A 26922-nucleotide genomic window follows, 5' to 3' on the forward strand; every position below is an offset into this window, starting at 1 on the left:
GATAGACATCAACTCATGCCTCTCATCCCCGAGGAGCCTCAGATTCACGAGAGTGCCCAGGGTCCCCGCGCTACTCCGGCCAGCGGCCGTACCGCGCCGACCCCCCGTCCCGTACCCGGCCCCCGCCCCGCGGCCCCGCCGCGTCCTGGTCGTCCTGGCCCTCTCCGGCCCGCGCCGCCGGCGCAGCGTACGGGCGTGGCCGGGGCCAAGCCCGGGCCCGCGGGCCCGGCCCCAACTGCCGCTGCTGCGTCGTCCGCTCCGGCTTCGGCTCCGGCGACTCCGCAGATCCAGCTGATCCCCGCCCCGGTCGAGGGTGCGCTGGACGCTGCTGAGGAAGCCGTGGACCTGCTGCTGGAGTCCGGCCGCGCCCCCAGTGACGTGCTGGTGATCACCACCGGCGAGCCGCACCCCTGGGCCGCTCACGAGCTGTCCTTCGGCGAGGCTTCCTACTGGGCGCAGCACGATGCCCGCGACGACGTCTTCTATGCCGACGCCGCCGTGGCCGACCGTGCCGCGTCCCGACCCGTGGTCGTGGTCGCCGTCAACGGCGGTTCCGACGCCGCTGCCGCCACCGCACTGCCCCTGGCTCTCACCCGGGCCGGCGCCCTGCTGATCGTCTGCGGCGACCCGCAGCAGATCAACTCGGTGCTGGGTGCGGGCGTCTAGCCGGTTCCAGCAGATCGGGGGCGTTGGGCCGGCGAATGCGCCGTCCCGGCGGCAACTGCCCGGCGTGGCCTTTGGCATGCGCGGACGACGGGTGTGCGGGTGCCCTCCGGCCGGTGTTCGGAGAAGTGCTGTGCCGACCGTGCGTTCGTACGCTGTTGGTCTGCCGCGTTGGTCCGGTCTCGTCGTTCGTGGCTCTCAGCGGGCTGCCACGCGGCTCAGCACCTCGGAGGTGGCACCCCCGGTGCGCGGCGGTGGGGGCGGTGTCTCGGACGTCGCGAACGGCTCGGGCGCCGATGTGGAGTTGGGCCGGCGGCCGCCTCGGCCCTCGCCGAGGACCTGCCAGCCGTCGCGGGTCAGCGTGATGTATGCCCCGCAGCGCAGCCCGTGCAGTGTGCAGGCGTCGCGCAGGCCCCACATCCACGCGCCGTCCTCCTCCGTCCAACGCGCGTCGCCGTCACGGCAGTAGAGCAGCACGGCTGTGCGCACTGGCGTGCGGCGGCGCAGGTCGTGCGGGATGACGCGGCGCAGCTGGTCGAGCAGCGCGTTGCGGAACATCCAGCCGTCGGCGGGCGCCGGGCGCCTGGTGAACGAGGCACTCGCGCACAGTCGTTCGTCCACGTCGAGTACGGCCACGATCGCCGTCGACGGCTTGGGGCGGTGTCGCGCGTGCAGTCCGCTGACGACTTCCCGGGGGTTGCGCAGCAACGGGATTCCCGCGGCGGCCCACTCCGCGGGCTCCAGCACTCGGGCCACGGCGTTGGCGGATGCGGCGGAGGTCGACGTGGCTGCCGCGGAGGACGGAGCGAATCCGAAGGTCACGTTCCTCCCTTCGGCTACGCGCCCACACTGCGGGCGGGGTCTGGATCGGGGGAGCGCACACCGCAGCGGTGCCCTACCTGGTCGCGGGACGAGCCGTGCGGGGAGCGGACTTCAATTCTTCCTGTCGAACTTGGATGCGGCAACGAGCAATTGGGGCGACCAACCCTTATTGACTGGTCTGTGGCTTATATCCATACCCGGTGGGGCGTTGCCTGATGCCGGGCATGGGGCGCAGGCGGGAGCATGCGGCTGCTTACCGTTCGTGAATAGTCGGTCACCCTAAGTGAGGTGGCTGATTGTCCTTGCGATCGGGTTGCATGGGGAGCATGGACGATCTGGAGCTCCGCGCTGAAGCCGATGCCATCCTTGCCGAGCTTGTCGGTGTCCCGGCGGGGACGGCGCGGTTGCGCGAGGACCAGTGGCAGGCGGTGGCGGCGCTGGTGGAGGAGCGTCGGCGCGCGCTGGTGGTGCAGCGCACCGGCTGGGGCAAGTCGGCGGTGTATTTCGTTGCCACCGCGCTGCTGCGCCGACGTGGTGCAGGCCCGACGGTGATCGTCTCGCCGTTGCTGGCGCTGATGCGCAACCAGGTCGAGTCGGCGGCGCGGGCCGGTATCCGGGCGCGCACCATCAACTCGGCCAATCCGGAGGAGTGGGACACCATCCATGAGGAGGTCGAGCGCGGCGAGACCGACGTTCTCCTGGTAAGCCCGGAGCGTCTCAACTCCGTGGATTTTCGCGAGCAGATGCTGCCCAGGCTTGCGGCTACGACCGGTCTGCTGGTGGTCGACGAGGCGCACTGCATCTCCGACTGGGGGCATGACTTCCGTCCTGATTACCGCCGGTTGCGGGCGATGCTCGCCGACCTTGCGCCGGGGGTGCCGGTGCTGGCCACCACCGCCACCGCGAATGCGCGGGTGACGGCGGATGTGGCCGAGCAGTTGGGTACCGGTGTCGGCGACGCCCTGGTGCTGCGCGGCCCGCTCGACAGGGAGAGCCTGCGGCTGGGGGTGGTGCGGCTGCCGGATGCCGCGCATCGCCTCGCCTGGCTGGCCGAGCACCTGGACGAGCTGCCGGGCTCAGGGATCATTTACACGCTGACGGTGGCCGCCGCGGAGGAGGCCACCGCCTATCTGCGGCAGCGTGGCTTCCGGGTGGCCTCCTACACGGGGCGCACGGAGAACGCCGATCGGCTGCAGGGCGAAGCCGACCTGCTGGAGAACCGGGTGAAGGCGCTGGTCGCGACCTCGGCGCTGGGCATGGGCTTCGACAAGCCGGACCTGGGCTTCGTGGTCCATCTCGGTTCGCCGTCCTCACCGATCGCCTACTACCAGCAGGTGGGGCGTGCGGGTCGCGGGGTGGAGCACGCGGACGTACTGCTGCTGCCGGGCAAGGAGGACGAGGCCATCTGGCGCTACTTCGCCGACACCGCTTTCCCGCCCGAGGCGCAGGTCCGCCAGACCCTCTCGGCTCTCGCCGATGCGGGACGGCCGCTGTCCGTGCCCGCTCTGGAGGCCCTGGTGGACCTCCGGCGGACCCGTTTGGAGACCATGCTGAAGGTGCTCGACGTGGATGGCGCGGTCAAGCGGGTGAAGGGCGGCTGGATCTCCACCGGCGAGCCGTGGGCGTACGACGCCGAGCGTTACGCCTGGGTCGCGCGGCAGCGGTCCGCCGAGCAGCAGGCCATGCGCGATTACGTGAGTACGTCCCAGTGCCGGATGGAGTTCCTGCGCCAGCAACTGGACGACGAGGGAGCGGCCCCGTGCGGCCGCTGCGACAACTGCGCGGGAGCCTGGGCCGACCCTTCCGTCTCGGCGGAGGCGCTGGCGGGAGCCGCGAAGGAACTGGACCGCCCGGGGGTGGAGGTCGAGCCGCGCCGGATGTGGCCGACGGGCATGCCCGCACTCGGCATCGACCTAAAGGGACGTATTCCGGCCAAGGAGCAGTGCTCCACCGGGCGCGCCCTGGGACGGCTCTCGGACATCGGCTGGGGCAACCGGCTGCGCCCCCTGCTGGCCGAGAACGCGCCCGACGGTCCGGTCCCCGACGATGTGCTGCAGGCCGCGGTGGCCGTCCTCGCCGACTGGGCGCGCTCTCCAGGAGGCTGGGCGTCGAATACCGCCGACGCTGCTGCCCGGCCGGTGGGAGTCGTCGCTGTGCCGTCCCTCACCCGTCCCCAACTGGTCGATTCACTCGCCCGGGAGATCGCGGCCATCGGCCGCCTCCCCTTCCTGGGCACCCTGACGTACACCGGATCGAACGGCGCGCACGCGGCACGACGCAGCAACTCCGCCCAACGCCTCAGGGCCCTGTCCGGCGCCTTCACCGTCTCCGAGGACCTGGCCAGTGCCCTCGCCCGCACTCCCGGACCCGTCCTGCTCGTCGACGACTACACGGACTCTGGCTGGACCCTCGCGGTCGCTGCCCGCATCCTCCGCCTGGCAGGCAGCACACAGGTTCTTCCGCTGGTTCTCGCTGCGACAGGTTAAGAGGACAGCGGTTGCAGGGTGTTCGCGCGTGGCGCGGGCTGGGCGGTCATGAGCCGCTGTCCGTCACCGACTCCGGTTCCTTGCCGGGCCGAATGGTGGTGACCATCGGCCAGATCAAGCTGTAGACGAGGACCTTGGTGAGCGGGTTGAGCCAGACGAGCAACGGGGCGCCCTGTCGAGTCCGCCATCCCGGATGCTGAGGACGGTGGCCGTCAGCAGTACGACGTCGATCAGCGGAACGCACAGCATCAGCGCGCCGCCCAGGGTCCGCCGGGTGTCGTGTCCCTGATCGGAGTTATCCACAGGCGCAAGCGGAACTTTGAGTTCCGCGAGATCGTCGACGCATGACGAATCACGGGGAAACGACTGGATCCTTCGAAAGCGACGACGTGACCGGATCGGGCAGGGCGCACCGACCCAACGGTCACGACCGCTACGACGATCGGCTCGCGCAAGACGGGCACGCACTACGCGGCGGCAACGCCCACAACGCCGACTCCACCAACTGCGACGGGCCCGACGCCACCCACCGGGTCACCCTGCGCACCCCGGCCGAACTGGCTGACGCCCTGCCGTATCTGCTCGGGTACCGCCCCGAGGACAGCATCGTCCTCGTCGCCCTCCATGACAGGGGAGGGCGCGGACGGTTCGGTGGCCGGGCGCGGCTCGGCATTCCGGCGAATCCGGACGACTGGGAGTCCGTAGCAGGGCAGTTGGCGCACGGGCTGGTGCGGGGAAGCGAGCGCAGAGGAGCCCGGCCGGAACAGATCGTGGCGTACGTCTGCCAGGAGCCGGGCCAGGGTGAAACCGGCCGGCAGGTCATGGAGCGACTCCGCCCGCTGGCCCACAAACTGCGTCTCCAGTGCGGTCTGCTCGACGTTCCGGTGATCGAGGCCCTGTGCATCTCGGACGGCCGCTTCTGGTCGTACTGCTGCGACATCCAGGAATGTTGCCCCGCCGAGGGCCTGCCCATGGGGCTGCCGGGCACCTCGGTCCTGGCCGCCGCGGCCACCTACGCCGGGATTCAGGTGCGCGGGACCCTGCGCGAGCTGAGGGCGAGGCTCCAACCCTGGGAGACCGCCGCGGCCCTGGAGCAGGAGGCCGCGCTGGACGCCGGCAGCATGGCCCTCGTCCCCAGGATGCTCGACGACACCAGTCGGGCGGGCGTCGCCGAGGAGACGATGGAGCTGGCCAGGCAGATCATGACTCGGCTGGCCGATGCGGCGCCCGCGTCCGGCGCCTTCATGGCAGACCTGCGCGACGACGGCCTGCTGCGCAACGACGAAGCCGCGACCCTGATCCTCGGCCTGCAGGACCGCGCCACCCGCGACCGGGCGGCCGAGTGGATGGAGGGCGCCGAGGCAGCTCCCGCGCTAAGGCTCTGGCGAGCCCTGGCCCGCCGCTGCGTCGGCTCCTACGGCGAGCATGCCGCTGCACCGCTCACCCTCGCCGGCTGGGTCGCCTGGTCGACCGGCGACGAGCTGGAAGCCCGGGAGGCGCTGGCGATGGCACTGGGAGCCGACCCCGACTACCTCTTCGCCCGCCTGCTGCACCAGGCCGTCAACGAAGGCCTGGATCCGGAGTCGATCCGCCGCTGCCTGCGCGCGGAACGGGACGACCGTGCCCGGACCCCGGCGGAGCGGATCGACGAGGCGCGGGGACCCAAGGGCCTCGACACGACACAGGGCACTGAAGGCGGCGGCGGCGACGCCGACGGATCCGAGTCGGTGGCGGCTGTGCAGCGACGCCACCGCGGGTTGCCCGCCGGTGACGCCGAAAACTCCCACTCGCTGACGGCACAAGAGGCGCGGAAGAGCGCGCCGCCGTCCCGCAGGGTGCCAGCAGCCCGCACTGGCCCGGGCACCGGGCGGACCGGCGGTACGCATCCGCCCGCGGCCGCGAAGGGCGGCGTACGGCGTCGTGGCACAACCCGGCGAGGCGTTGCCTCTGGCGGCGGCGAAACGAAGGGGGACGCGTGAGGGGCGGCCGGGAGAACGGCGTGGGGGACGGCCGAGTCGGGTCGGCCGGGCAGGGGCGTGACCTGGAGGAGCCCCGTTCCGTTCACCTGAGTGGCGGAACGCCTGGACGGGTGGCGCCGCCGCAACGCCACGTCCCCACGGAGCCTCCCGCCAGGTCCCGAACAAGCCATAGGCGCACAGAGCACAGAGGAAGCAGCCCGATGCACCAGCAGATTCCGCCTGCCGCCGCCGACGACTGCACGCGCCGACCGGTTCCGCGTGCCGCCGCCGACGACTGCACGCGCGGGCCGATTCCGCCTGCCGCCGACGACTGCATGCCCCGGCTGACTCCGCCCGCCGCCGACGACCGCATGCCCCGGCCGACTCCGCCTGCCGCCGCCGACAACCGCACGCCCCGGCCGACTCCGCCCTCAGCCGACGATCGCCCCACCCGAGGCCAGCACACCCCCCGCCCCGGCCTGCCCACCGCCCCGCCGCAGTGGACCGACGGACGGGGGTACCACGAGCCACCCGCCTACGGCGCAGGACCGCTGCCTCGGCCAACAGGCCAGACCTTGCTAGCTCCGCCCCCGCCAAGGGGCCAGACCTCGGGACCCCCGCCCCTCCCGACCGCACCTACGCCCACCCCAATGGACCAGGACTCAGCAACCGTGGCCAGGCGGCACAACCCGGCACCGACCCCCGCCACAGGCCCGGGCCGCCATCACCCCCCGCCCCCGATCCGCACGCCTCCTCCCAGGCCAACCCCCACAGCGCCACCACCAGCCCAGCCATCACCCTCACCGTCACCGTCAGGCCCACCCCCGCGCCCCTCCGGCCAACTGCCGCCCACTCACACCGCCATGATCTGCGTCGCCCTGCCAGGCCTCGCCGTTTCCACGGATCAGGGACAGTTGACCGGCCAGGGACTGGAAGGCTTCTACCGCGCGGGCCGGCGTCTGCTCTCCCGTTGCCAAGTGCGCGTGGCCGGCCGTGAACCGCTCGCTGTGCAGGCCCGGATGACCGGTGCCGATCGCGCCCGCTTCGTGGGCACCCTGCGCGCCTCGCCGCCCGCCGGACCGGACCCGGACGTGGTCGTCGAACGCACCCGCCACGCGGACGGCACCGAGCGGATCACGCTGCGCAGCGCGGCGACACGCCCTCTGCGCCTCCCCGTCGAGGTCGCCCTCGGCACAGACCTGGCGGCGCTGGGCGCGATCGCGTCCGGCACCGCGGGGCCGGAGGTGCCCGCCAGCGTCCATGACGCCGGACTGCGCTGGTCGCACGGCACAGAGGCCTCGTCGGTCACAGCAGACCCACCGCCCGCCGACGCGCTGGCCTCAGCGGGCCTGCTGCGCTGGGAGTTCGACCTGCCCCCGGGCGGCAGCGCGAGCGTGGAGCTGAGGGTGCGCCCGGACAGCGCGGGACCCGTTCGAGCGGTCGGTCGCGTGGCGGCGAGTCCGCTCGCCCAGGCCGCCGCGTCGGGCGACGACCCCGGCGCGCAGGCGCTCCTGCGGACCAGCGTTGAGGACCTCCAAGCGCTGCTGCTGCGCGATCCCGCACACCCGGCCGACGTGTATCTCGCCGCCGGGGCACCGTGGCGTTGCGGCCTCGCCCCGGCCGACGCACTCGCGGCCGCCCGGATGGCGCTGCCGCTCGGCACCCGGCTTGCCACGGGCACGCTGCGTGCCCTCGCCCGAACCCAACTCGCCGGGCCCGGACGGCAGTCCGGCATGATCCCCGGGCCGCACCGGGACGCGGGCGGTCATCTGCCGCCCGGCTGCACCGGCACTGAGGCCACGCTGCTCTTCCCCGCGCTCCTCGCGGAGGCCCGCCGTTGGGGGATGCCGGAGCAGGAGACGGAGGAGTTGCTGCCGGCCGCCGAGCGTTGTCTGACCTGGCTGCGGACCACCGTGGGCGACGGCACGTACCTGTGCGACCCGCAGCCCGGCGGCCCCGTCCGCTGCGAGACACAGGCACACGCCCACCGCGCGGCGTTGCTCGGCGCCGATCTGCTCGACGCCTGCGGCAGGCCGGGCGGGGCCGGGCTGCGGGAGTGGGCCCAGTCGTTGCGCTCGGCGTTCCGGACCGACTTCTGGGGCGATGACCTCGGAGGTGGCCGGCCGATGGCGGCCCGTGCCCCCGACGGCCGCCCCGTGCCGCATCTCGGGGCGACCGCCGTCCATCTCCTCGACACCGGCCTGCTGGGCGGGGGCGAGTTGGCGACGGGGCTGCTCGACCGGGTACAGACCGAGCAACTCGCCCGGCTGCTCGGCAGCCCGGCGATGGATTCGGGCTGGGGTCTGCGCGGCCTGGGCGTCAAGGAGGCGGGATACAACCCGTTCGGCCACCGCAGCGGCGCCGTACGCGTCCAGGAGACGGCGATCGCGGTCGCGGGGCTGGCCGCCGCCGGGTACGAGAAGGAGGCGAGTGCGCTGCTGCGGGGCGTCCTGGTGGCGGCCGGGGGGTTCGGTCATCGGCTGCCCGAGATGTACGCGGGGGAGCAGCGCACCGACGGGAGCGCCCCCCTTCCCCACCCGGCCGCCTGCCGCCCGGCCGCCACCGCGGCGGCCGCCGGAATCCTGCTGCTCACCACCCTCGTCGGCATCCGCCCCGACGCGCCCGCCGGCACGGTCACACTGCGTCCCGTCCGCAGCGCACCCCTGGGCGAGATCACCCTGAACGGATTACGGGTCGCGGGCTCCCCCTTCTCCGTACGAGTCAGCCGCCTCGGTCTCGCCATGGTCGAGGAGGCGGCCGAGGGACTGCAGCTCGGGATGTGATGTGGACGGCACCTCGGGAGGTTGGTCCAGCAGACCGAACGACGATCGAGAGACAGGAGACGCTGATCGCATGCGGCAACCAGGACAGTGACCACGGATGACGGGACGACACGCACGGGCCGGGAGCCGCAGGTGAGACCCATACCGCTCGCACACCGACCGGCCACCGAAGCGGCCGGCGAAGGGAGTGTTTATCGTCAGGCAGACGACTATGATCGCGACATGCCCTACGACCCGTCAGCCTTTCCGCCCTTCGCCGTGACCGTGGACCTGGTCGTGCTGACCGTGCGTCGCCATGCCCTGTGTGCGCTGGCGGTACGCAGGGGCGAGCCGCCGTTCCAGGGGCGCTGGGCGCTCCCGGGAGGCTTCGTGCGGGCCGACGAGGATCTGGCACAGGCCGCCGCACGCGAACTGGCCGAGGAGACCGGACTGCGTGTCCACGATCCCTCGGTCCCCGCCCAGGACAACGGCGCCCACCTGGAGCAGCTCGCGACCTACGGCGACCCCAAGCGGGATCCCCGGATGCGCGTGGTCAGTGTCGCCCACCTCGCCCTCGCCCCCGACCTGCCCGCACCGCGTGCGGGCGGCGACGCCAGCAACGCACGCTGGGCACCGGTCGAGGAACTGCTGCAACAGGGCGGCTACGGCCGTGACGGCGAACCCGTGGCGCCGCTCGCCTTCGACCACGCTCAGATCCTCGCGGACGGGGTGGAGCGCGCCCGCTCCAAGATCGAGTACTCGTCGTTGGCGACGGCGTTCTGCCCGCCCGAGTTCACCGTCGGCGAGCTGCGTCGCGTCTATGAGGCGGTCTGGGGGGTGGCGCTCGACCCGCGCAACTTCCACCGCAAGGTGACGGGCACGCCGGGCTTCCTGGTGCCCACAGGCGGTACGACCACACGGCAGGGCGGCCGCCCAGCACAGCTGTTCCGCGCGGGCGGGGCCACGCTCCTGAACCCGCCGATGCTGCGGCCCGAGGTGTAACGCCGGGCTGCGTCACCCGCCTCCGCCCCGAGCTCAGGCACGAAGACCGACCAGAAAAGGGAAAAGACAGACCGGCCCGGCGACGAGACACGCGATCACACCCTGCGGAGCAAGGCGTTCAGGTACCCGAAAAAACGGACATAACGCGCTATCTTGCTACAGGTGATCCAGGCCTTCGGACTGACCAGCAACTCCCGCAAGGACCTTGCGCCCGCCGTCGACGACGTCTCCTTCGAAGCACCAGCGGGGCGCGTCACCGCGCTGCTCGGAGATCCGGGTGCCGGCAAGACGACGGCCCTCAGGTTGATGCTCGAACTCCAACAGGGCCGCGGCATCACCTACTTCAGAGGCCGCCCACTGCACCGCATCGGCCACCCCTCGCGCGAAGTCGGTGTCCTGCTGGGCGACGTGCCGGGGCACCCCGGCCGGACCGTCCGCGGCCACCTCCGCATGCTGTGCGCCGCGGCCGGGGTCTCCGCCCGCCGAGCCGACGAGATCCTCGAGGTGGTCGGCCTCGTCAGTCTCTGCGACGAACGCCTCGGCACGCTCTCCCGCGGCATGGACCGCCGCCTGGGCCTCGCCTGCGCCCTGCTGCCCGACCCGCACACACTCGTCCTCGACGAACCAGCCCACGGACTCTCGGCCCGCGAGAGCAACTGGCTGTACGGGATGCTGCGCGCCCACGCGGCCCAGGGCGGCACGGTCCTGGTCACCACGCCGGACCCCAAGGAGGCCGCGCGCACCGCCGACCGCGTCGTCACCCTGGAACGAGGCAACGTCGTCGCCGACCAGGAGGCCGCGGAGTTCGCCCGCACCCGGCTGCGGCCACGCGTCGCCGTCCGCAGCCCGCACGCCGCCCGCCTCGCCGCCGTCCTCACCAAGGAGGCCCGCACCGCGCACCGCTCCGTCGAGGTCGTACTGGAGAGCGGCAACCGCCTCTCCGTGTACGGCAGTACCTGTGCCGACGTCGGCGAGACGGCGTTCCGCCACGGCGTGCTCGTACTGAAACTCGCCGACGAGGTCGGTGACATGGGGCCGGGCGCGGGAACAACGCCGCCGCAGGAGCCGCAGCCCGAGCGCCCCGACAGCGGGCCACAAGACGCCACCACCACCTCCCCGGAGACAGTCAACGAGGCGACCCCTGATGCGGCCACCACCGACGAAGCCACCGACGACAAGTCCGCCACCCAACCGATGCCGACCCCGCCCGACACCACGCCACCCGCCACCGACTCAGAAGCATCCACCGACCACAAGCCCACCGACAGCCACAACAGACCCGCGGAAGCCCCCACGGATCAGCCCCGCCCTCCCAGCCGCTCCCTGGAAACCCTCCCCTCCCTCCCACCCCCCATCTCCGTCCACCCCGCCCCCAGCCCCCTCCGCCCCCTCCGCTACGAGCTCCGCCGCGCCACCGGCATCGGCACCGGATTCGTCACCTGCGCCATCGTGCTCGTCGTGTCCGCGCTCACCGCTGTCGTCCTCGCGCGGATCGGGCACACCCCGCAGGCGCGCCTGTTCGCCGCGTGGCCGCAGCAGCTGCCGCTGCCGCCCGCGGCGCTCGGCGCGGGGCTGCTGGGGGCACTGGCCTTCGGGGACGAGTTCCGCTACCCCGCCCTGGCGGCGGACCGCGGCACCGTCCCCCGTCGGCTGGGGCTGCTCACGGCCAAGCTCCTCGTCGCCGCGGCCACCGCGCTCGCCCTGGCCGTCCTCACCGTGGGCTGCGACATCGAAGTGCTCTATCTCATCTACGGACGGGAACTCGCGCAGGTTCCCGGTGACTGGCTTTCGCTGAGCGCGAGTTGGCTCGGCCTGATGGTCGGGTGCGCCTGGGCCGGGGTATTGGCCGCCGGGGTCTTCCGGTCCACCACAGCGGGGCTCGCCGCGGTTCTCGCCGTACCGATTGTCGTCGTACCCCTCGTACAGACGGTCGTGGAGGGATCGTCCGTGCGAACCGCGGCGGGACTGCCGATGCGGATGAGGCAGGTGTTCCTGCTGCAGTGGCCCTTCGGCGGAGAACGCTATCTGGAGGCCGTGGCGCGGGTCGTCGCCCAACCCGTCGGCAGCGCGCTGACGTTGTCGCTCAGCGCGCTGCTCTGCGCGTATCTGTTCACGAATCTGCGGAGCAGGGTCCGATGACAAGCTTCTGACAACCCTCCGCGCCCTTCCGTTCTGGTCTGCGCACAACTCCCTCGGGAAAGCCCATTTCTTTCCGATAAGGCGTCAATTGCGACGGGGTGAGCGATCACCCTTTCGTGTGCTTTTCACCAAAGACCTCAAGGGAGTTGGAGACAGCGCCGACAAAGGATCCGTGAGTACCCTTGCGCACACCATGATGACCTCCGCCCGCTCCACCGACTCCGGTCTCGTCGGCCCGGGCGAACTCGACCACTACCCCTACGCCGAGGCCCCCGGCCCCGACCGTGTGGGCGCACCCGCCTGGGAGGGCGCGGACCCCGAGCTGGGCCGTGTGGGCCGACGTGCCGCGGGCAGCCGCGGACGCGGACTGCACGGCCAACTCGTACAGCAGTTGGGACAGATGATCGTCTCCGGCGACCTGGGCGCCGACCGCCCTCTGGTGCCCGAGGAGATCGGCCAGCGCTTCGAGGTCTCCCGCACCGTCGTCCGTGAGTCGCTCCGCGTCCTGGAGGCCAAGGGCCTGGTCAGCGCCCGCCCGAACGTCGGCACGCGCGTGCGTCCCGTCAGCGACTGGAACCTGCTCGACCCCGACATCATCGAATGGCGGGCCTTCGGTCCGCAGCGCGACGACCAGCGCCGCGAACTGAGCGAGCTGCGCTGGACCATCGAACCGCTCGCCGCCCGCCTGGCCGCCGGGCACGGCCGCGAGGACGTCCAGCAGCGGCTGTCCGACATGGTCGAGATCATGGGCCACGCCATGGGGCAGGGTGACGCGATCACCTTCTCCCGCGCCGACGCGGAGTTCCACTCGCTGCTCATCCAGATCGCCGGCAACCGCATGCTGGAGCACCTCTCCGGGATCGTCTCCGCCGCCCTCCAGGTCTCCGGCGGCCCGGTCACCGGCTGTGACCGGCCGAACGAGACGACCCTGGCGCACCACGTCAGGATCGTCGACGCCCTGGCGACCGGCGACGGCGGGGCCGCCGAGTCGGCCATGCGCCAACTGCTCACCGTCCACCCCGAGGTGGAGCGCGTGGTACCGGCGCCGCGCGAGCACTGACCGCACACCGCGGTTGTGTCGCGGCCGGGAGGTGTCCGAGGTGCCTCCTTCCCCGGCACCGCTCGGCCGGCCGGCCGTCCTCCGTCGGGCCCCGCAGGTTTCTTCGCGATCTGCGGGGTCCGACGGTGCGACGGACCGCTGGGACGTTCGGAACGGTGCGGCTCGGAAGCCCTGGGTGACCTCCTCTGCCCGTGTCTGACCGTTTTTGAACGCTTACGGGGTGTGACTCGGGCCACGCAGATTGGGCGTAACGCTCGTGGAAACTGCGCGATGACCTAAGAGGTGACAGCCGAGAAGGGAACACGGACGCCATGCAAGGCGTTGTGCTACTTCCCGGCCCCCGCCCGCGCCGTCGGCCCATCCCCAAGCCGGCGGTCGGCTCCTGTCCGCCGTGGACGGGGCCGGAAGTCGTTTTCCAACGTTCCGAGAGGTTGTTCGTGTCGGCCAGCACATCCCGTACGCTCCCGCCGGAGATCGCCGAGTCCGTCTCTGTCATGGCGCTCATTGAGCGGGGAAAGGCTGAGGGGCAGATCGCCGGCGATGACGTGCGTCGGGCCTTCGAAGCTGACCAGATTCCGGCCACTCAGTGGAAGAACGTACTGCGCAGCCTCAACCAGATCCTCGAGGAAGAGGGTGTGACGCTGATGGTCAGTGCCGCAGAACCCAAGCGCACCCGCAAGAGCGTCGCAGCGAAGAGTCCGGCCAAGCGCACCGCCACCAAGACGGTCGCGGCAAAGACGGTGGCCACCCGTAAGGCCTCCGCCACCACGGCCGCCCCGGCCGCGCCCGCCGTCGACGATCCGGCCGAGGAAGCCGCACCCGCGAAGAAGGCCGCTGCCAAGAAGACGGCCGCCAAGAAGGCGACCGCGAAGAAGACCGTCGCGGCCAAGAAGACGGCCGCACCCAAGAAGACCGCCACCGCCAAGAAGGACGACGTCGAGCTGCTCGACGAGGAGGCGCTGGAGGAGCCCAAGGGCGCCACCGAGGAGCCCGAGGGTGCCGAGAGCGCCGGCTTCGTGCTCTCCGACGAGGACGAGGACGACGCGCCCGCCCAGCAGGTCGCCGCGGCCGGTGCCACCGCCGACCCGGTCAAGGACTACCTGAAGCAGATCGGCAAGGTCCCCCTGCTCAACGCCGAGCAGGAGGTCGAGCTGGCCAAGCGCATCGAGGCGGGTCTGTTCGCCGAGGACAAGCTGGCCAACTCGGACAAGCTGGCGCCCAAGCTCAAGCGCGAGCTGGAGATCATCGCCGAGGACGGCCGCCGCGCCAAGAACCACCTGCTGGAGGCCAACCTCCGTCTGGTGGTCTCCCTGGCCAAGCGCTACACCGGCCGCGGCATGCTCTTCCTGGACCTGATCCAGGAGGGCAACCTCGGTCTGATCCGCGCGGTCGAGAAGTTCGACTACACCAAGGGCTACAAGTTCTCCACGTACGCCACCTGGTGGATCCGTCAGGCGATCACCCGCGCGATGGCCGACCAGGCCCGCACCATCCGTATCCCGGTGCACATGGTCGAGGTCATCAACAAGCTCGCGCGCGTGCAGCGCCAGATGCTCCAGGACCTGGGCCGCGAGCCCACCCCGGAGGAGCTGGCCAAGGAGCTCGACATGACCCCGGAGAAGGTCATCGAGGTCCAGAAGTACGGCCGCGAGCCCATCTCCCTGCACACCCCGCTGGGCGAGGACGGCGACAGCGAGTTCGGTGACCTCATCGAGGACTCCGAGGCCGTCGTCCCGGCCGACGCGGTCAGCTTCACGCTCCTGCAGGAGCAGCTGCACTCCGTCCTGGACACCCTGTCCGAGCGCGAGGCGGGCGTCGTCTCCATGCGCTTCGGTCTCACCGACGGTCAGCCGAAGACCCTCGACGAGATCGGCAAGGTGTACGGCGTCACGCGCGAGCGCATCCGCCAGATCGAGTCCAAGACCATGTCGAAGCTGCGCCACCCGTCCCGTTCGCAGGTGCTGCGCGACTACCTCGACTAGGTCGTCCGTACGACGACGAAGGCCCGGTCACCCGAAGGGGTGCCGGGCCTTCGCGCTGGGCGGAGCGGGGTTGGCCTGCGGGTGCGGGCCGCAGCCGCCTGAATCACCCTGGGTGTCTCACAAACCCCCCAGAGTGAGGAGCACCCATGCGTCGTCCCTTTGTGCGGGCGCTGGCCCGGCCGCTGGTCCTGGCGGCCGCCGCGGCCGCGATACCGCTGGTCTCAGCCGCCCCCGCTGCCCCCGCCGTCGCAGACGGCATAGTCGTGGGCGGCTTCCCGATCGAAGCCGCCGACAGTCCCTGGACGGTGGCGCTGTCCAGCCGTGACCGGTTCGGGGGTATGCGGTCGGGGCAGTTCTGCGGTGCGGTCGCGGTGGGCCGGACCACGGTCCTCACCGCGGCGCACTGTGTGGGCGAGGACGTCCTGGGGTCGCCGCCGGGCGAGGTGGGCGACCTCAAAGTCATCGCGGGCCGTACGGACCTGCGCTCGGCCGAGGGCCAGGAGATACCCGTCCGTGAGACCTGGGTGAATCCCGAGTACGACGGGATCAGCAATGCCGGGGACTTCGCGGTGCTCACCCTCGCCGAGAAGCTTCCGGAGAATGCGGTGATCGGCATGGCCGCGGCGGGCGATCCCGCGTACGCGGCGGACACGAGGGCCACGGTCTACGGCTGGGGCGATGTCACCGGTGCCGGCGACTACCCGTACAGCCTGCGCGCGGCACGCATGCGCGTGCTGTCGGACGCGCTGTGCGAGGAAGCGTATCCGGGCGGTGCCGACGGCACGTATCGCGCGGACGTCATGCTGTGCGCGGGGGAGCGGGTGGGTGGCCGGGACGCCTGTCAGGGCGACAGCGGAGGCCCACTGGTCGCCCAGGGGCGGCTGATCGGCCTGGTGTCATGGGGGAGCGGCTGCGGGCGGCCGGGCAGCCCCGGCGTCTACACGCGTGTGTCCGACGTCATTCAGAAGCTGGGCTGGGAGCGCGCCACCTGAGGGCCCCAAGCATGCCCGAGCGGGAACAGTGACGAGGACGGGCGGCCGGCCCTGAGAGCAGGGCGGCCGCCCGTACACCGGTCTGGACCGGGCTCGTCGTGGACGCGAGGCGTCAGCGCTCTTCTTCGGAAGCGTTGTTGGGAACGGCCGTCAGCCGCTCCGTCTCGTCCTGTATCTCAGCGGCGATCTTCTTGAGTTCCGGCTCGAACTTGCGGCCATGGTGCGCGCAGAAGAGCAGCTCTCCGCCGCTGAGCAGGACGACGCGCAGGTATGCCTGGGCGCCGCAGCGGTCGCAGCGATCAGCGGCCGTCAGCGGGCTCGCGGGGGTCAGAACAGTAGTCACGTCGCCTCTTCTCTAGCTCGACGAGCTGTCGTACCAGGGTCAACATCCAACCAGCCCGAAAACGTTCCCGCTCGTGGCGTTTCCTCGAAAAAAATCTTCGAGGTGGCTGTCTGCTGCCGGTTGGCGGCGAATGTGCCGTAGTACGTGTCTGTGTGTCTTACGGGTTCGCGCAGTCTGTCGGTGTCAGTCCTCCCCGGCCGGGTTGCCGGTTGTTCATGAGGACGTGCCCGGAGCCTAAATGGTTCATGCCTCGAAGGGAACGTGATATGTGCTTCACTCCAACGAGGGATCGAACACGCATGCGACCCTGGACTAGTCTGAGTTCCGGAAGAGGGTGGCGTTACAACGGCTCTACCAGGCCTCGGTACCCTCTGAGCGGCTACCGGAGCCGCGCCCTTACCCAGATGGGCCCCACATGAAATTCAGCGAGGAGCGAACCGCGTGACCGCCGAGACGTCCGTGCCGTCCACAGCGCTGCTGGCAGGAGCAGACCGGGACGGTTCCAACTACACCGCGCGGCACCTGCTCGTCCTGGAGGGGCTGGAGGCCGTCCGCAAGCGCCCCGGCATGTACATCGGCTCGACGGACAGTCGCGGCCTGATGCACTGCCTGTGGGAGATCATCGACAACTCCGTGGACGAGGCCCTCGGCGGGTACTGCGACCACATCGAGGTGATCCTGCACGACGACGGCTCGGTGGAGGTGCGTGACAACGGCCGGGGCATCCCCGTCGACGTCGAGCCCAAGACCGGCCTGTCCGGCGTCGAGGTCGTCATGACCAAGCTGCACGCCGGCGGCAAGTTCGGCGGCGGCTCGTACGCCGCCTCCGGCGGTCTGCACGGCGTGGGCGCCTCCGTGGTGAACGCCCTGTCCGCCCGGCTGGACGTAGAGGTCGACCGCAGCGGCCACACCCACGCCATCAGCTTCCGCCGCGGCGCCCCCGGTGCCTTCGCCGCGCTGGGACCCGACGCGAAGTTCGAGGCCAAGGGCGGCCTGCGCAAGGCCAAGAAGATCCCCAAGACCCGCACCGGCACGCGCGTGCGGTACTGGGCCGACCGCCAGATCTTCCTCAAGGACGCCAAGCTCTCCCTGGAGAACCTGCACCAGCGCGCCCGCCAGACCGCGTTCCTCGTCCCCGGCCTGACCATCGTCGTCCGCGACGAGTACGGCCTCGGCGAGGGCGGCAGCAAGGGCGAGGAGTCCTTCCGCTTCGACGGCGGCATCAGCGAGTTCTGCGAGTTTCTCGCCACCGACAAGCCGGTCTGCGACGTCCTGAGGCTCTCCGGTCAGGGCACCTTCAAGGAGACCGTCCCCGTCCTGGACGAGCACGGGCAGATGACCCCCACCCAGGTGACCCGTGAGCTCGACGTCGATGTCGCGCTGCGGTGGGGCACGGGATACGACACGACCCTGAAGTCGTTCGTGAACATCATCGCCACCCCCAAGGGCGGTACCCATGTCGCGGGCTTCGAGCAGGCCGTGACCAGCACGGTCAACGAGGTGCTGCGCGCCAAGAAGCTGCTGCGCGTCGCCGAGGACGACATCGTCAAGGACGACGCCCTTGAGGGCCTCACGGCGGTCGTCACCGTGCGTCTCGCCGAGCCGCAGTTCGAGGGCCAGACCAAGGAGGTCCTCGGCACCTCGGCGGCCCGTCGTATCGTGAACACGGTCGTGGCCAAGGAACTGAAGGCGTTCCTGACCTCGACCAAGCGCGACGCCGCTCAGCAGGCGCGGGTCGTCCTGGAGAAGGCCGTCGCCGCGGCCCGTACGCGCATCGCCGCCCGTCAGCACAAGGACGCGCAGCGCCGGAAGACCGCGCTGGAGTCCTCGTCGCTGCCGGCCAAGCTCGCCGACTGCCGCAGCGACGACGTGGACCGCAGCGAGCTGTTCATCGTCGAGGGAGACTCCGCGCTCGGCACCGCCAAGCTCGCCCGGAACTCCGAGTTCCAGGCGCTGCTGCCGATCCGCGGCAAGATCCTCAACGTCCAGAAGTCGTCCGTGACGGACATGCTCAAGAACGCCGAGTGCGGCGCGATCATCCAGGTCATAGGGGCGGGCTCGGGCCGGACCTTCGACCTCGACGCGGCCCGCTACGGCAAGATCATCATGATGACCGACGCCGATGTGGACGGTTCCCACATCCGCTGTCTGCTCCTGACGCTGTTCCAGCGCTACATGCGTCCCATGGTCGAGGCCGGCCGGGTGTTCGCCGCGGTGCCGCCGCTGCACCGGATCGAGATCATCCAGCCCAAGAAGGGCCAGGACAAGTACGTCTACACGTACTCCGACCGGGAACTGCGCGACAAGCTCCTGGAGTTCCAGAGCAAGGGCATCCGCTACAAGGACTCGATCCAGCGCTACAAGGGCCTCGGCGAGATGGACGCCGACCAGCTGGCCGAGACGACCATGGACCCGCGCCACCGCACCCTGCGCCGCATCAACCTCGCCGACCTGGAGGCCGCGGAGCAGGTCTTCGACCTCCTGATGGGCAACGACGTCGCCCCGCGCAAGGAGTTCATCTCCAACTCGGCGGCGACCCTGGACCGCTCGCGCATCGACGCATAGGCGCGGGGCTCGGGCCACGGGCGCGGCCACCAGCGGTTCCGGTCACCTGATGGGGTGAAGAGCGGGAAGAAGAAGAGTCCGGATCTTCCCGCTCTGTCCATCCTTGGGCATGCACTCAAGCAACGGTCGCCCCGTGCAGTACGACGACCCTTGGTACGACGCCGTGGCCTCCGGCTGGGGCGAGCCGGCCGGCCCGAAGGCGCCCGTGAGCCCCGCTCGCAACGAGGCCGGCGAGGTCTACCTCGCAGTGCAGCGCAGCGCGGCCTTCCAGGAGGTGCGCAGCCGGTACCTGCGGTTCGTGGTGCCGGCGGTGATCGGCTTCTTCGTCTGGTACGTGGCGTACGTCGTCGCCGCCACGACCGCGCCCGGGCTGATGGCGCGGCCCGTGCTGGGCGCGGTGAACGTGGCGATACTGGCCGGGCTCGGGCAGTTCCTCACCACCTTCGTCCTCACCTGGGCGTACGCGCGGCACGCACGGCTGCGCCGCGACCGGGCGGCACTCGAACTGCGTTGGGACACCCAGGAAATGACGCGGGGCGCCCGCGGCGGTGCCTCGTGAGCGGCGACCACCAGACGCCGGCGCTGCTGCTGTTCAGTGCGTTCGTCGCCGTCACCCTCGGGATCACGACATGGGTGAGCCGCAACCGGCAGGGTTCGGCGGAGGAGTTCTACACGGGCGGACGGCTCTTCTCGCCCATGGAGAATGGTTTTGCCATCGCGGGCGACTACATGTCGGCGGCCTCCTTCCTCGGCATCTCCGGGCTCATCGCACTGTTCGGCTACGACGGGATGCTGTACGCGGTGGGCTTCCTGGTGGCCTGGCTCGTCGTTCTGCTGCTGGTCGCCGAACTGGTCCGCAACTGCGGCAGGTTCACGCTGGCCGACATCGTGGCCGCGCGAATGCGGCAGCGGCCGGTGCGGATCGCGGCGGGAACTTCCTCGGTCACCGTGTCCGTTCTGTATTTGGTGGCGCAGATGGTGGGTGCGGGCAGCCTCGTCGCGCTGCTGCTGGGCGGGACGAGCGGGGCGGCGCGGTCCTGGACGGTCATCGGCGTCGGGGCGCTGATGGTGATCTATGTGTCGTTGGGAGGGATGCGGGCCACCACGTGGATTCAGATCGTGAAGGCAGTCCTGCTGATGGGCGGGGCGATCGCCCTGACCGTGCTCGTCCTGGTGCGGTTCCACGGGGACTTCGACCAACTGCTGCGCACCGCGGCCGCACGCAGTGGCCACGGTGAGGCATTCCTCGCACCGGGACTGACGTACGGCGGGGACTGGACCGCCCGATTCGACTTCATCAGCCTCGGGCTCGCCCTGGTGCTGGGGACGGCCGGGCTGCCGCACATCCTGTCCCGGTTCTACACCGTGCCGACCGCGCGGGCGGCGCGGCGTTCGGTGGTGTGGGCGATCGGGCTGATCGGCGGCTTCTACCTGATGACGATCGTCCTCGGGTTCGGCGCGGCCGCCATTGTCGGCCCGGGTGCGGTACGTGCGTCGAATGCGGCCGGGAACACGGCGGTTCCGCTGCTGGCGCTCGACCTGGGCGGCGGGGCGGGTTCCACGGGAGGAACGGTTCTCTTCGCCATCGTCGCCGCCATCGCCTTCGCCACCATCCTCGCGGTGGTCGCCGGCATCACCCTGGCCTCCTCGGCGTCCGTGGCGCACGACCTGTACGCGTCACTGCGGCGCCGGACGTCCGAGCCGCGCAGCGAGGTGACCGTGGCCCGCGCCGCCGCAGTCGGCATCGGCGTCGTCGCCATCGCCCTCGGCCTGCTCGCGCGCGACCTCAACGTCGCCTTCCTGGTGGGCCTGGCCTTCGCCGTCGCCGCGTCGGCGAATCTGCCCGTGCTGCTCTACTCACTGTTCTGGCGCGGCTTCACCACCCGCGGCGCCGTGTGGGCCGTCTACGGAGGGCTGCTCCCGGCCGTGGCGCTCGTCGCGCTGTCGCCCGTCGTGTCGGGCAGCCCCGAATCGCTCTTCCCCGGCGTCGACTTCCAGTACTTCCCGCTGCAGAACCCCGGCCTCGTCTCGATCCCCCTGGGCTTCCTGGCGGGCTGGCTCGGCACGGTCACCTCCGCGGAGACACCGGACACCGCCAAGCACGCCGAGACACAGGTGCGGGCGCTGACGGGGGCGGGAGCCGTGTAGCGGCGCCGCGGCTCAGGCGCGGGTCGCCCATACGTAACGGTGTTCCGGGCGGCCCGCGTCACCGTACTTGAGGGTCAGCGTGGCCCGTCCCGTGCGCTCCAGGAGCTTCAGATAGCGCTGGGCGGTCTGGCGGCTCACCCCGGTCCGTTCGGCGATCTCCTGGGCCGACAGGGGGCCTTCCGCGTTCATCAGGGACTGCCGTACGAGCTCGGCGGTCGTGGGCGAGTGCCCTTTGGGCAGGTCCGGCTCCGACGTCGCGGACAGCGCGCCGAAGATGCGGTCCACCTCCGCCTGCTCCGCCTCGCCGCCGCCGTCGAGGGTGCGACGCAGCTCGGCGTACGCCTCCAGCTTGGCGCGCAGCCCCGCGAAGGCGAACGGCTTGACCAGGTACTGCAGCGCGCCCTGCCGCATCGCCGCCTGCACCGTCGAGATGTCGCGTGCCGCCGTGACCATGATCACATCGGTCTGGTGGCCGCGGCTGCGCATCTCCTGCACCACCGCGAGGCCGGTCTCGTCGGGCAGGTAGTGGTCCATGAGCACCAGGTCCACATGCGGCAGCACCTCCAGCTGACGCAGCGCCTCGGCCGCGCTGTGCGCCTCCCCGGCGACATGGAAGCCCTGCACCTTCTCGACGTAGGCGGCGTTCACGCGCGCGACCCTGGTGTCGTCGTCCACGACCAGGACCTCGATCATCGCGACTCCTCCTCGGCTGCCTGCTGAGCCGACGGCACGGTGAGGACCGGTTCCACGCCCGGTTCGGCCAGGGCGTCGGGGAGGACGACGGTGAACTCCGCGCCGCCACCGGCGGCTTCGCCGACCGTCGCGGTCCCGCCCTGCCGTTCCGCCAGCCGGCGCACCATCGCGAGCCCTATGCCGCGCTCCCGGTGTGCGGGCGGCTTCTTGGTGGACCACCCGTCGGTGAAGATCAACTCCCGTAGCTCCACGGGGATTCCGGGACCGGTGTCCCGTACCGCGAGCACGGCGGTACGACCCTTGGTGTACAACTCGACCTCCACGCGCGCGTGCGGTGTGCCCGCGGCGGCGTCCAGCGCGTTGTCCACCAGGTTGCCCACGATGGTGACGAGCCCCCGGGCGTCGACCAGGCGGTCCGGGAGGCTCGTGCGGCCCGACAGGCGCAGGGCGACGCCCCGCTCGGCCGCGACGGTCGCCTTGCCGACCAGTAGCGCGGCGAGCAGCGGGTCCTGGATCTTCTCGGTGACCTGTTCCGCGGTGGCCCGGTGATCGCCGACCACCTCGCCCACGAACTCCACCGCGTCGTCGTACATCTCCAGCTCCAGCAGCCCCAGGAGCGTGTGTATCCGGTTGGCGTGCTCGTGGTCCTGGGCGCGCAGGGCGTCGATCAGGCCGCGGGTCGAGTCCAGCTCCCGGCCGAGCTGCTCCAGCTCGGTGCGGTCGCGCAGGGTGGCGACGGCGCCGCCGTCGTCGGTGGGCATGCGGTTGGCGACCAGGACGCGCTGGCCGCGGACCGTGAGCAGGTCGGTGCCGGTCACGCGGCCGGCCAGGACGTCGGCCGTACGTCCCTCGCCGAGTGCCTCGTCGGGGGAGCGGCCCACGGCCTCGTGCCCGATGCCCAGCAGGCGCTGCGCCTCGTCGTTGAGCAGCCGGACCCGGCCCGTGCGGTCCAGCGCGACGACGCCCTCCCGGATGCCGTGCAGCATCGCCTCGCGCTCGGCGAGCAGGCCCGCGATGTCGGAGAACGCCAGGTCCCGGGTCTGCCGCTGCACCCGCCGGGAGATCAGCCAGGCGGCCAGCGCACCGACGGCCAGGGCGCCGCCGGCGTAGGCCAGCAGCTCCGGGATCGCGTGGATCAGCAGGGCGCGGACACTGTCGTACGCGATCCCGACCGAGACCGCCCCGACGATCTCCCCGTCGGCGTCCCGCAGCGGCACCTTCCCGCGCGCGGAGCGGCCCAGGGTGCCCTCGTCGATCTCCATGACCTCCTGGCCGGAGAGCGCGTCGCTGGGGTCCGTCGAGACGTGCTTTCCGATCTGCGACGGCTCGGTGTGCGACCAGCGCACGCCCCGGCGGTCCATCACCACGACGTACTCGGCCTGCGTGGCCTGCCGGATCCGCTCCGCCTCCCGCTGGACGGGGCCGTCGGCTGTGGCGGGCGTGGTGCGGAGTTCCTCGGCGAGCTGCGGCTGCGCCGCGGTGGTCTGCGCGATGGCGAGCGCGCGCCGCATCGCCTGGTCGTCCAGCTGATCGCTCAAAGGTGCGAGGAACAGCCCGGTCGCGAGCACCGCGACTCCCGCGGCGATCGCCACCTGCATCATCAGCACCTGCGAGAACACCCGGCGTGGCAGACCGAGGCGCAGGCGGCGTGCGGGGGGAGTGGAGCTCATACCCACGAAGGTACGTGGGGGAGCGGGGTGTGCCGTAGAGGGGTGGGCTGGATCTCCTGGCGGGAGCCGGTGCCCCACGCCGGGCGGCGTCAGCTCGCGAGTGACGCCGGCCTGAGTTCGCGTACCGCCACGACGTCCATCCGTGCCGGGGCGCCCAGGATCGACGTGCCGCAGCTCTCCGCGCGCGGGGGCAGCGACGCACCCTGGGCGACGATCACGCGCCAATGGCGGCCGTCCGCATGGGCGACGATCACCTCCCAGCGCGGTGCGGCGCCGTCCGTCCGTACGGCGATCTCGGTCCGTACGACGCTCAGCGCGTCCGCCGCGTACTCGCCGACCGCCGTGCGCACGGCCAGCTCGGCCGCCTGACCGGGTCGCTCCCAGGCCGAGCGGCCGCGGCACCCCTCCAGGACGATCCGGCCCTCCTGGACGCCGTGCAGGACGTCCTTGATGGTGTGGGCCTCGGCGCGGCCGTACGCGTAGCCGTGCGGCAGCACGAGCACCGTCGGCGAGAAGCGATGACCCCCCAAATGGGTGACCTCCCAGATGCCTCCCAGCCCGGATGCGGCGAGCTCGGTCGCCAGTGGGCGGCCGAGGAGGGCGCAGCAGCGGTCGCGCTTGCCGTTGGTGCAGACGAGGGCGAGCGGAGCACCGGTGTGGGGGCGGCCCTGCATCGTGGCGTCGAAGGTGTGGTGGTCACCCATGCCGAGGGCCGTGAAGTCGAGGCCGAGCAGCTGCGACGGGTCGTCGGTCGTGGCGGCGTGGACCCACGCGTTGCCGGGCATGGTGTGCGCCGCGTACACCTGGCGTACCGCGGGCCTGCCGCAGTCGGCGTGGCGCCCGGGGCGGCGGATGAGCGCGACGCGTACGCCCGTGCCCTTCGCGGCCGCTTCCAGGGCCCGGCCCAGCGCGGGGTCCAGATGGCTCGAAGTGAGCGCCTTGGCGCCCCACGGACCCGGCTGTTCCACCAGGAGCCAGGTCCTGGCGTTCGCAGCGGTTCCGGAAACGGGCTCGTCAAGGTCCCGCGAGACGGTTGCACACCTACTCACAGAGGTGAGCCTAACCTGACTTCGTCCACGGTGACTTCCGGACGTCCCCGTGTCCTACCCCGGCAGGGGCTGCGGCGGCCGCGGGCCCACGTACTGGCCGCTGGGGCGCATCCGCAGGGGCCGCTCGCCGTACTCCTCCAGGGCGTGGGCGATCCAGCCCGCCGTACGGGCCACCGCGAAGATCGTCTCGCCTGCAGTGGCGGGCATCCCGCAGGACGCGGTGAGCACGGCGAGCGCCAGGTCGACGTTGGCGTGGAGCGGGGTGTGCCGGGCGGCCGTGGCCACGACGTCCCGGGCGGCGGCCAGGGCGGGCTCGGCGTCGGGCACCTCCTCCAGGAGGGCGAACAAGGCACGCGCGCGTGGGTCCTCACCGGCGTACAGCTGGTGGCCGAGGCCCGGGATACGGCGGCCGGCCCGCAGCTCCGCCGCGATCACGGGCGCCGCGTCGCCCTGCTCCAGTACCTCCATGAGCATCCGGTGGGCGAGCCCGCTGGCCGCGCCGTGCAGCGGGCCCTCGATCACGCCGAGCCCGGCCGAGACGGCCGCGTAGGCGTGCGCCCGGGCGGAGGCCGCGACGCGCACCGCGAGCGTCGAGGCGGCCAGGTCGTGGTCGACGAGCAGGCCGAGCGCCGTGTCCAGGGCGCGCAGCGAGGCCTCGTCGGGATCGCGCCCGCTGAGCCGCCCCCAGAGGCGCTGGGCCAGGGGGCCCTCGTCGCGGTGGGTGTACCGCACCGGGGGCAGGGCGGCGACGAGGGTGGGGATGAGCACGCGCGCGGTGCCCAGGACGGCCTCCTCGGAGAGGTCGAAACGCAGCGGGTCCGCGCTGGCGGCGGCGACCGCGGCGACGCGCAGCCGGTCGGTGGGGGCGCTGTGCTCGGGCAGGGCGTCGACCGCGCGCCGGGCGACGGCGACGGAGTCCTTGGGCGCTGTGAAAGTGATCCCGGGGCGCAGTTGACCGGTCCACAGCCACTCGGCGATCTCCTCGTAGCTGTGACGCGCGGCCAGGTCGGTCGCGTCGACGCCCCGGAAGTAGTACCGGTCCTTGTCGATCAACGTGATGCGGGTGCGTACGGCCATGTCGGTGCCCGGGGCCGAACTGCCGCCGCTTTCCCGCCTGTTGCGCCGCGCGAGCGCCTCAACCTCCTCGGCGTCGAAGGTGCTGCCCCGGCCGCCGGGCGTGCGGTGGCTGCTGAGCTGGCCCCGGCTCACGTAGGCGTACACGGTCTCCGCCTTCACGCCGAGCAGCTCGGCGGCCTCCTTGGTGCTCAGCCGCCGCCCCGGTGGGACGGGGCCGGGTTCTTGATCGCGCATGGGGGTCACCGTAACGGCCTGGACGACACATTGACTCAATCAATATTGACAGAGATCTAGTCAACCATGGACAGTCAAATCAAGTCCAGGGAGGAAATCATGTCCGTCAATAGGTCCGCATCAACTCCTGTCGACGTGCCGCGGGGACTCGCGGGCGTCGTCGTGACCGACACCGAGATCGGTGATGTACGGGGTCTTGAGGGCTTCTACCACTACCGTCAGTACTCGGCCGTCGAACTCGCCCAGACCCGCACCTTCGAGGACGTCTGGCATCTCCTGGTCCACGGCGAACTGCCGGACACCGCGAGCGCGGCCGCCTTCGCCGCCGAGACCGCGGCACTGCGGCGGCTGCCCGACCAGGTGTCGGCGGCGCTGCCCGCCATCGCGGCGGCCGGCGGCCGCTCCGGCCCGCTCGCCGGGCTGCGCACGGCGCTGTCGCTGCTGGGTGCCGCGCAAGGCTTCCGCCCGCTGTACGACATCGACGCGGACCGGCGGCGCGAGGACACGCTCGTGGCGACCGCGGCCGTACCGACCGTGCTCACCTCGCTGCACCGGCTGGGGAAGGGGTTGGCTCCGGTGCCGCCGCGCGAGGACCTGTCGTACGCGGCGAACTATCTGTACATGTTGACGGGCGAGGAGCCGGATCCGCGGCGTGCCCGTGCCGTCGAGCAATACCTGATCTCAACCATTGATCACGGATTCAATGCATCAACGTTCACGGCGCGGGTCATCGCGTCCACCGGCGCCGACGTGGCCGCGTGCCTCGTAGGTGCGGTCGGTGCGCTCTCGGGGCCGCTGCACGGGGGCGCCCCGAGCCGGGCCCTGGACACCCTGGACGCGATCGGCACGGTGGACCGCATCGACCCCTGGATCCGGGAACGCGTCCTCGCCGGCGACCGCATCATGGGCTTCGGCCACCCCGTCTACCGCACGGAGGACCCGCGCTCCCGCATGCTGCGCGGCATCGCCCAGGAGTTCGGCGGGCCGCTGGTCGACTTCGCGATGGAGGTCGAGCGCCGGGTGGAGGCGATCCTCGCCGAGCTCAAGCCCGGCCGCGAACTGCACACCAACGTCGAGTTCTACGCCGGCGTGGTCATGGAACTGTGCGGCCTGCCCCGCGAGATGTTCACCCCGACCTTCGCCGCGGCCCGGGTGGTCGGCTGGAGCGCCAACATCCTGGAGCAGTCCCTGGACTCGAAGATCATCCGCCCGGCGGCGCGGTATGTGGGGCCGGAGCCGCGGAGGGCGGTGCCGGAGATGGCCTGACGTCAGGACGC

Annotated in this window: 19 protein-coding genes; 13 read left to right on the forward strand and 6 right to left on the reverse strand. The window is 71.5% G+C overall.

Translation table 11 applies throughout. From position 1 onward, the window contains the following. Positions 1–15 precede the first annotated feature (15 nt). Positions 16–666 carry a hypothetical protein gene (locus tag SSP24_RS29855; protein ID WP_141313020.1) on the forward strand — a complete coding sequence of 217 codons (651 nt, stop codon included), beginning with the start codon at positions 16–18 and terminating at the stop codon, positions 664–666. 195 nt (positions 667–861) lie between these two features. Here SSP24_RS29855 and SSP24_RS29860 read toward each other — a convergent pair whose 3' ends face one another. Then, positions 862–1485, reverse strand: coding sequence for a hypothetical protein (locus SSP24_RS29860; protein WP_141313022.1), 624 nt, complete (start codon positions 1483–1485; stop codon positions 862–864). A 326-nt stretch (positions 1486–1811) separates the two neighbouring features. On the opposite strand from SSP24_RS29860, the gene SSP24_RS29865 reads away from it, so the two are divergent. The 8 genes from SSP24_RS29865 to SSP24_RS29905 all read left to right on the forward strand — a co-directional run bounded on the left by SSP24_RS29865 (position 1812) and on the right by SSP24_RS29905 (position 15866). Beyond that, entirely contained in the window at positions 1812–3971 is a 2160-nt protein-coding gene (locus SSP24_RS29865) for a RecQ family ATP-dependent DNA helicase (RefSeq protein ID WP_141313024.1), read from the forward strand. Between the two features lie 344 nt (positions 3972–4315). Further along, on the forward strand, positions 4316–5950 hold the full coding sequence (locus SSP24_RS29875) for a DUF4192 domain-containing protein (RefSeq protein ID WP_141313028.1): 1635 nt from the start codon (positions 4316–4318) through the stop codon (positions 5948–5950). An 842-nt stretch (positions 5951–6792) separates the two neighbouring features. Beyond that, complete coding sequence (locus SSP24_RS29880; protein WP_141313029.1) at positions 6793–8712, forward strand: glycogen debranching N-terminal domain-containing protein; 1920 nt, start codon at positions 6793–6795, stop codon at positions 8710–8712. Between the two features lie 222 nt (positions 8713–8934). Then, a complete protein-coding gene (locus tag SSP24_RS29885) occupies positions 8935–9693 on the forward strand; it encodes an NUDIX hydrolase (protein ID WP_141313031.1) in 759 nt (252 codons plus the stop codon). Positions 9694–9855: 162 nt separating this feature from the next. Beyond that, positions 9856–11832: an ABC transporter ATP-binding protein gene (locus SSP24_RS29890; RefSeq protein WP_141313033.1), complete on the forward strand. Its 1977-nt coding sequence runs from the start codon at positions 9856–9858 to the stop codon at positions 11830–11832. 172 nt (positions 11833–12004) lie between these two features. Further along, a complete protein-coding gene (locus tag SSP24_RS29895) occupies positions 12005–12892 on the forward strand; it encodes a FadR/GntR family transcriptional regulator (RefSeq protein ID WP_141313035.1) in 888 nt (295 codons plus the stop codon). A 437-nt stretch (positions 12893–13329) separates the two neighbouring features. Continuing rightward, entirely contained in the window at positions 13330–14874 is a 1545-nt protein-coding gene (locus SSP24_RS29900) for an RNA polymerase sigma factor (protein ID WP_141313037.1), read from the forward strand. A gap of 146 nt (positions 14875–15020) precedes the next feature. After that, positions 15021–15866 carry a serine protease gene (locus SSP24_RS29905; protein WP_141313039.1) on the forward strand — a complete coding sequence of 282 codons (846 nt, stop codon included), beginning with the start codon at positions 15021–15023 and terminating at the stop codon, positions 15864–15866. 112 nt (positions 15867–15978) lie between these two features. Here the strand turns inward: SSP24_RS29905 and SSP24_RS29910 are convergent, their stop codons facing one another. Next, a complete protein-coding gene (locus SSP24_RS29910) occupies positions 15979–16209 on the reverse strand; it encodes a DUF7455 domain-containing protein (protein ID WP_141313041.1) in 231 nt (76 codons plus the stop codon). A 441-nt stretch (positions 16210–16650) separates the two neighbouring features. Here SSP24_RS29910 and SSP24_RS29915 point away from each other — a divergent pair, with 441 nt between their 5' ends. The 3 genes from SSP24_RS29915 to SSP24_RS29925 all read left to right on the forward strand — a co-directional run bounded on the left by SSP24_RS29915 (position 16651) and on the right by SSP24_RS29925 (position 20922). Further along, a complete protein-coding gene (locus SSP24_RS29915; protein WP_141313043.1) occupies positions 16651–18774 on the forward strand; it encodes a DNA gyrase/topoisomerase IV subunit B in 2124 nt (707 codons plus the stop codon). Positions 18775–18883: 109 nt separating this feature from the next. Continuing rightward, positions 18884–19333 (forward strand): DUF485 domain-containing protein, encoded by a 450-nt coding sequence (locus SSP24_RS29920; protein ID WP_141313045.1) that lies wholly within the window; start codon positions 18884–18886, stop codon positions 19331–19333. Then, positions 19330–20922, forward strand: coding sequence for a monocarboxylic acid transporter (locus SSP24_RS29925; RefSeq protein WP_141313047.1), 1593 nt, complete (start codon positions 19330–19332; stop codon positions 20920–20922). The genes SSP24_RS29920 and SSP24_RS29925 overlap by 4 nt, the downstream gene beginning before the upstream one ends. Positions 20923–20934: 12 nt before the next feature. Here the strand turns inward: SSP24_RS29925 and SSP24_RS29930 are convergent, their stop codons facing one another. The 4 genes from SSP24_RS29930 to SSP24_RS29945 form a co-directional block, all read right to left on the reverse strand. Then, complete coding sequence (locus SSP24_RS29930; protein WP_141313049.1) at positions 20935–21615, reverse strand: response regulator; 681 nt, start codon at positions 21613–21615, stop codon at positions 20935–20937. Then, the gene (locus tag SSP24_RS29935) at positions 21612–23285 is read right to left on the reverse strand and encodes a sensor histidine kinase (RefSeq protein WP_141313051.1); all 1674 of its coding nucleotides are present in this window, start codon (positions 23283–23285) and stop codon (positions 21612–21614) included. Before SSP24_RS29935 ends, SSP24_RS29930 begins: the two co-directional genes overlap by 4 nt. Before the next feature lie 89 nt (positions 23286–23374). Beyond that, complete coding sequence (locus tag SSP24_RS29940; protein ID WP_141313053.1) at positions 23375–24334, reverse strand: ferredoxin family protein; 960 nt, start codon at positions 24332–24334, stop codon at positions 23375–23377. Between the two features lie 54 nt (positions 24335–24388). Next, complete coding sequence (locus SSP24_RS29945) at positions 24389–25645, reverse strand: citrate synthase (protein WP_141313055.1); 1257 nt, start codon at positions 25643–25645, stop codon at positions 24389–24391. Positions 25646–25744: 99 nt separating this feature from the next. Between SSP24_RS29945 and SSP24_RS29950 the strand changes: the two genes are divergently transcribed. After that, on the forward strand, positions 25745–26911 hold the full coding sequence (locus SSP24_RS29950) for a citrate synthase/methylcitrate synthase (protein WP_141313057.1): 1167 nt from the start codon (positions 25745–25747) through the stop codon (positions 26909–26911). Positions 26912–26922 lie beyond the last annotated feature (11 nt).

The organism is Streptomyces spinoverrucosus (assembly GCF_006539505.1).
Lineage (GTDB): Bacteria > Actinomycetota > Actinomycetes > Streptomycetales > Streptomycetaceae > Streptomyces > Streptomyces spinoverrucosus.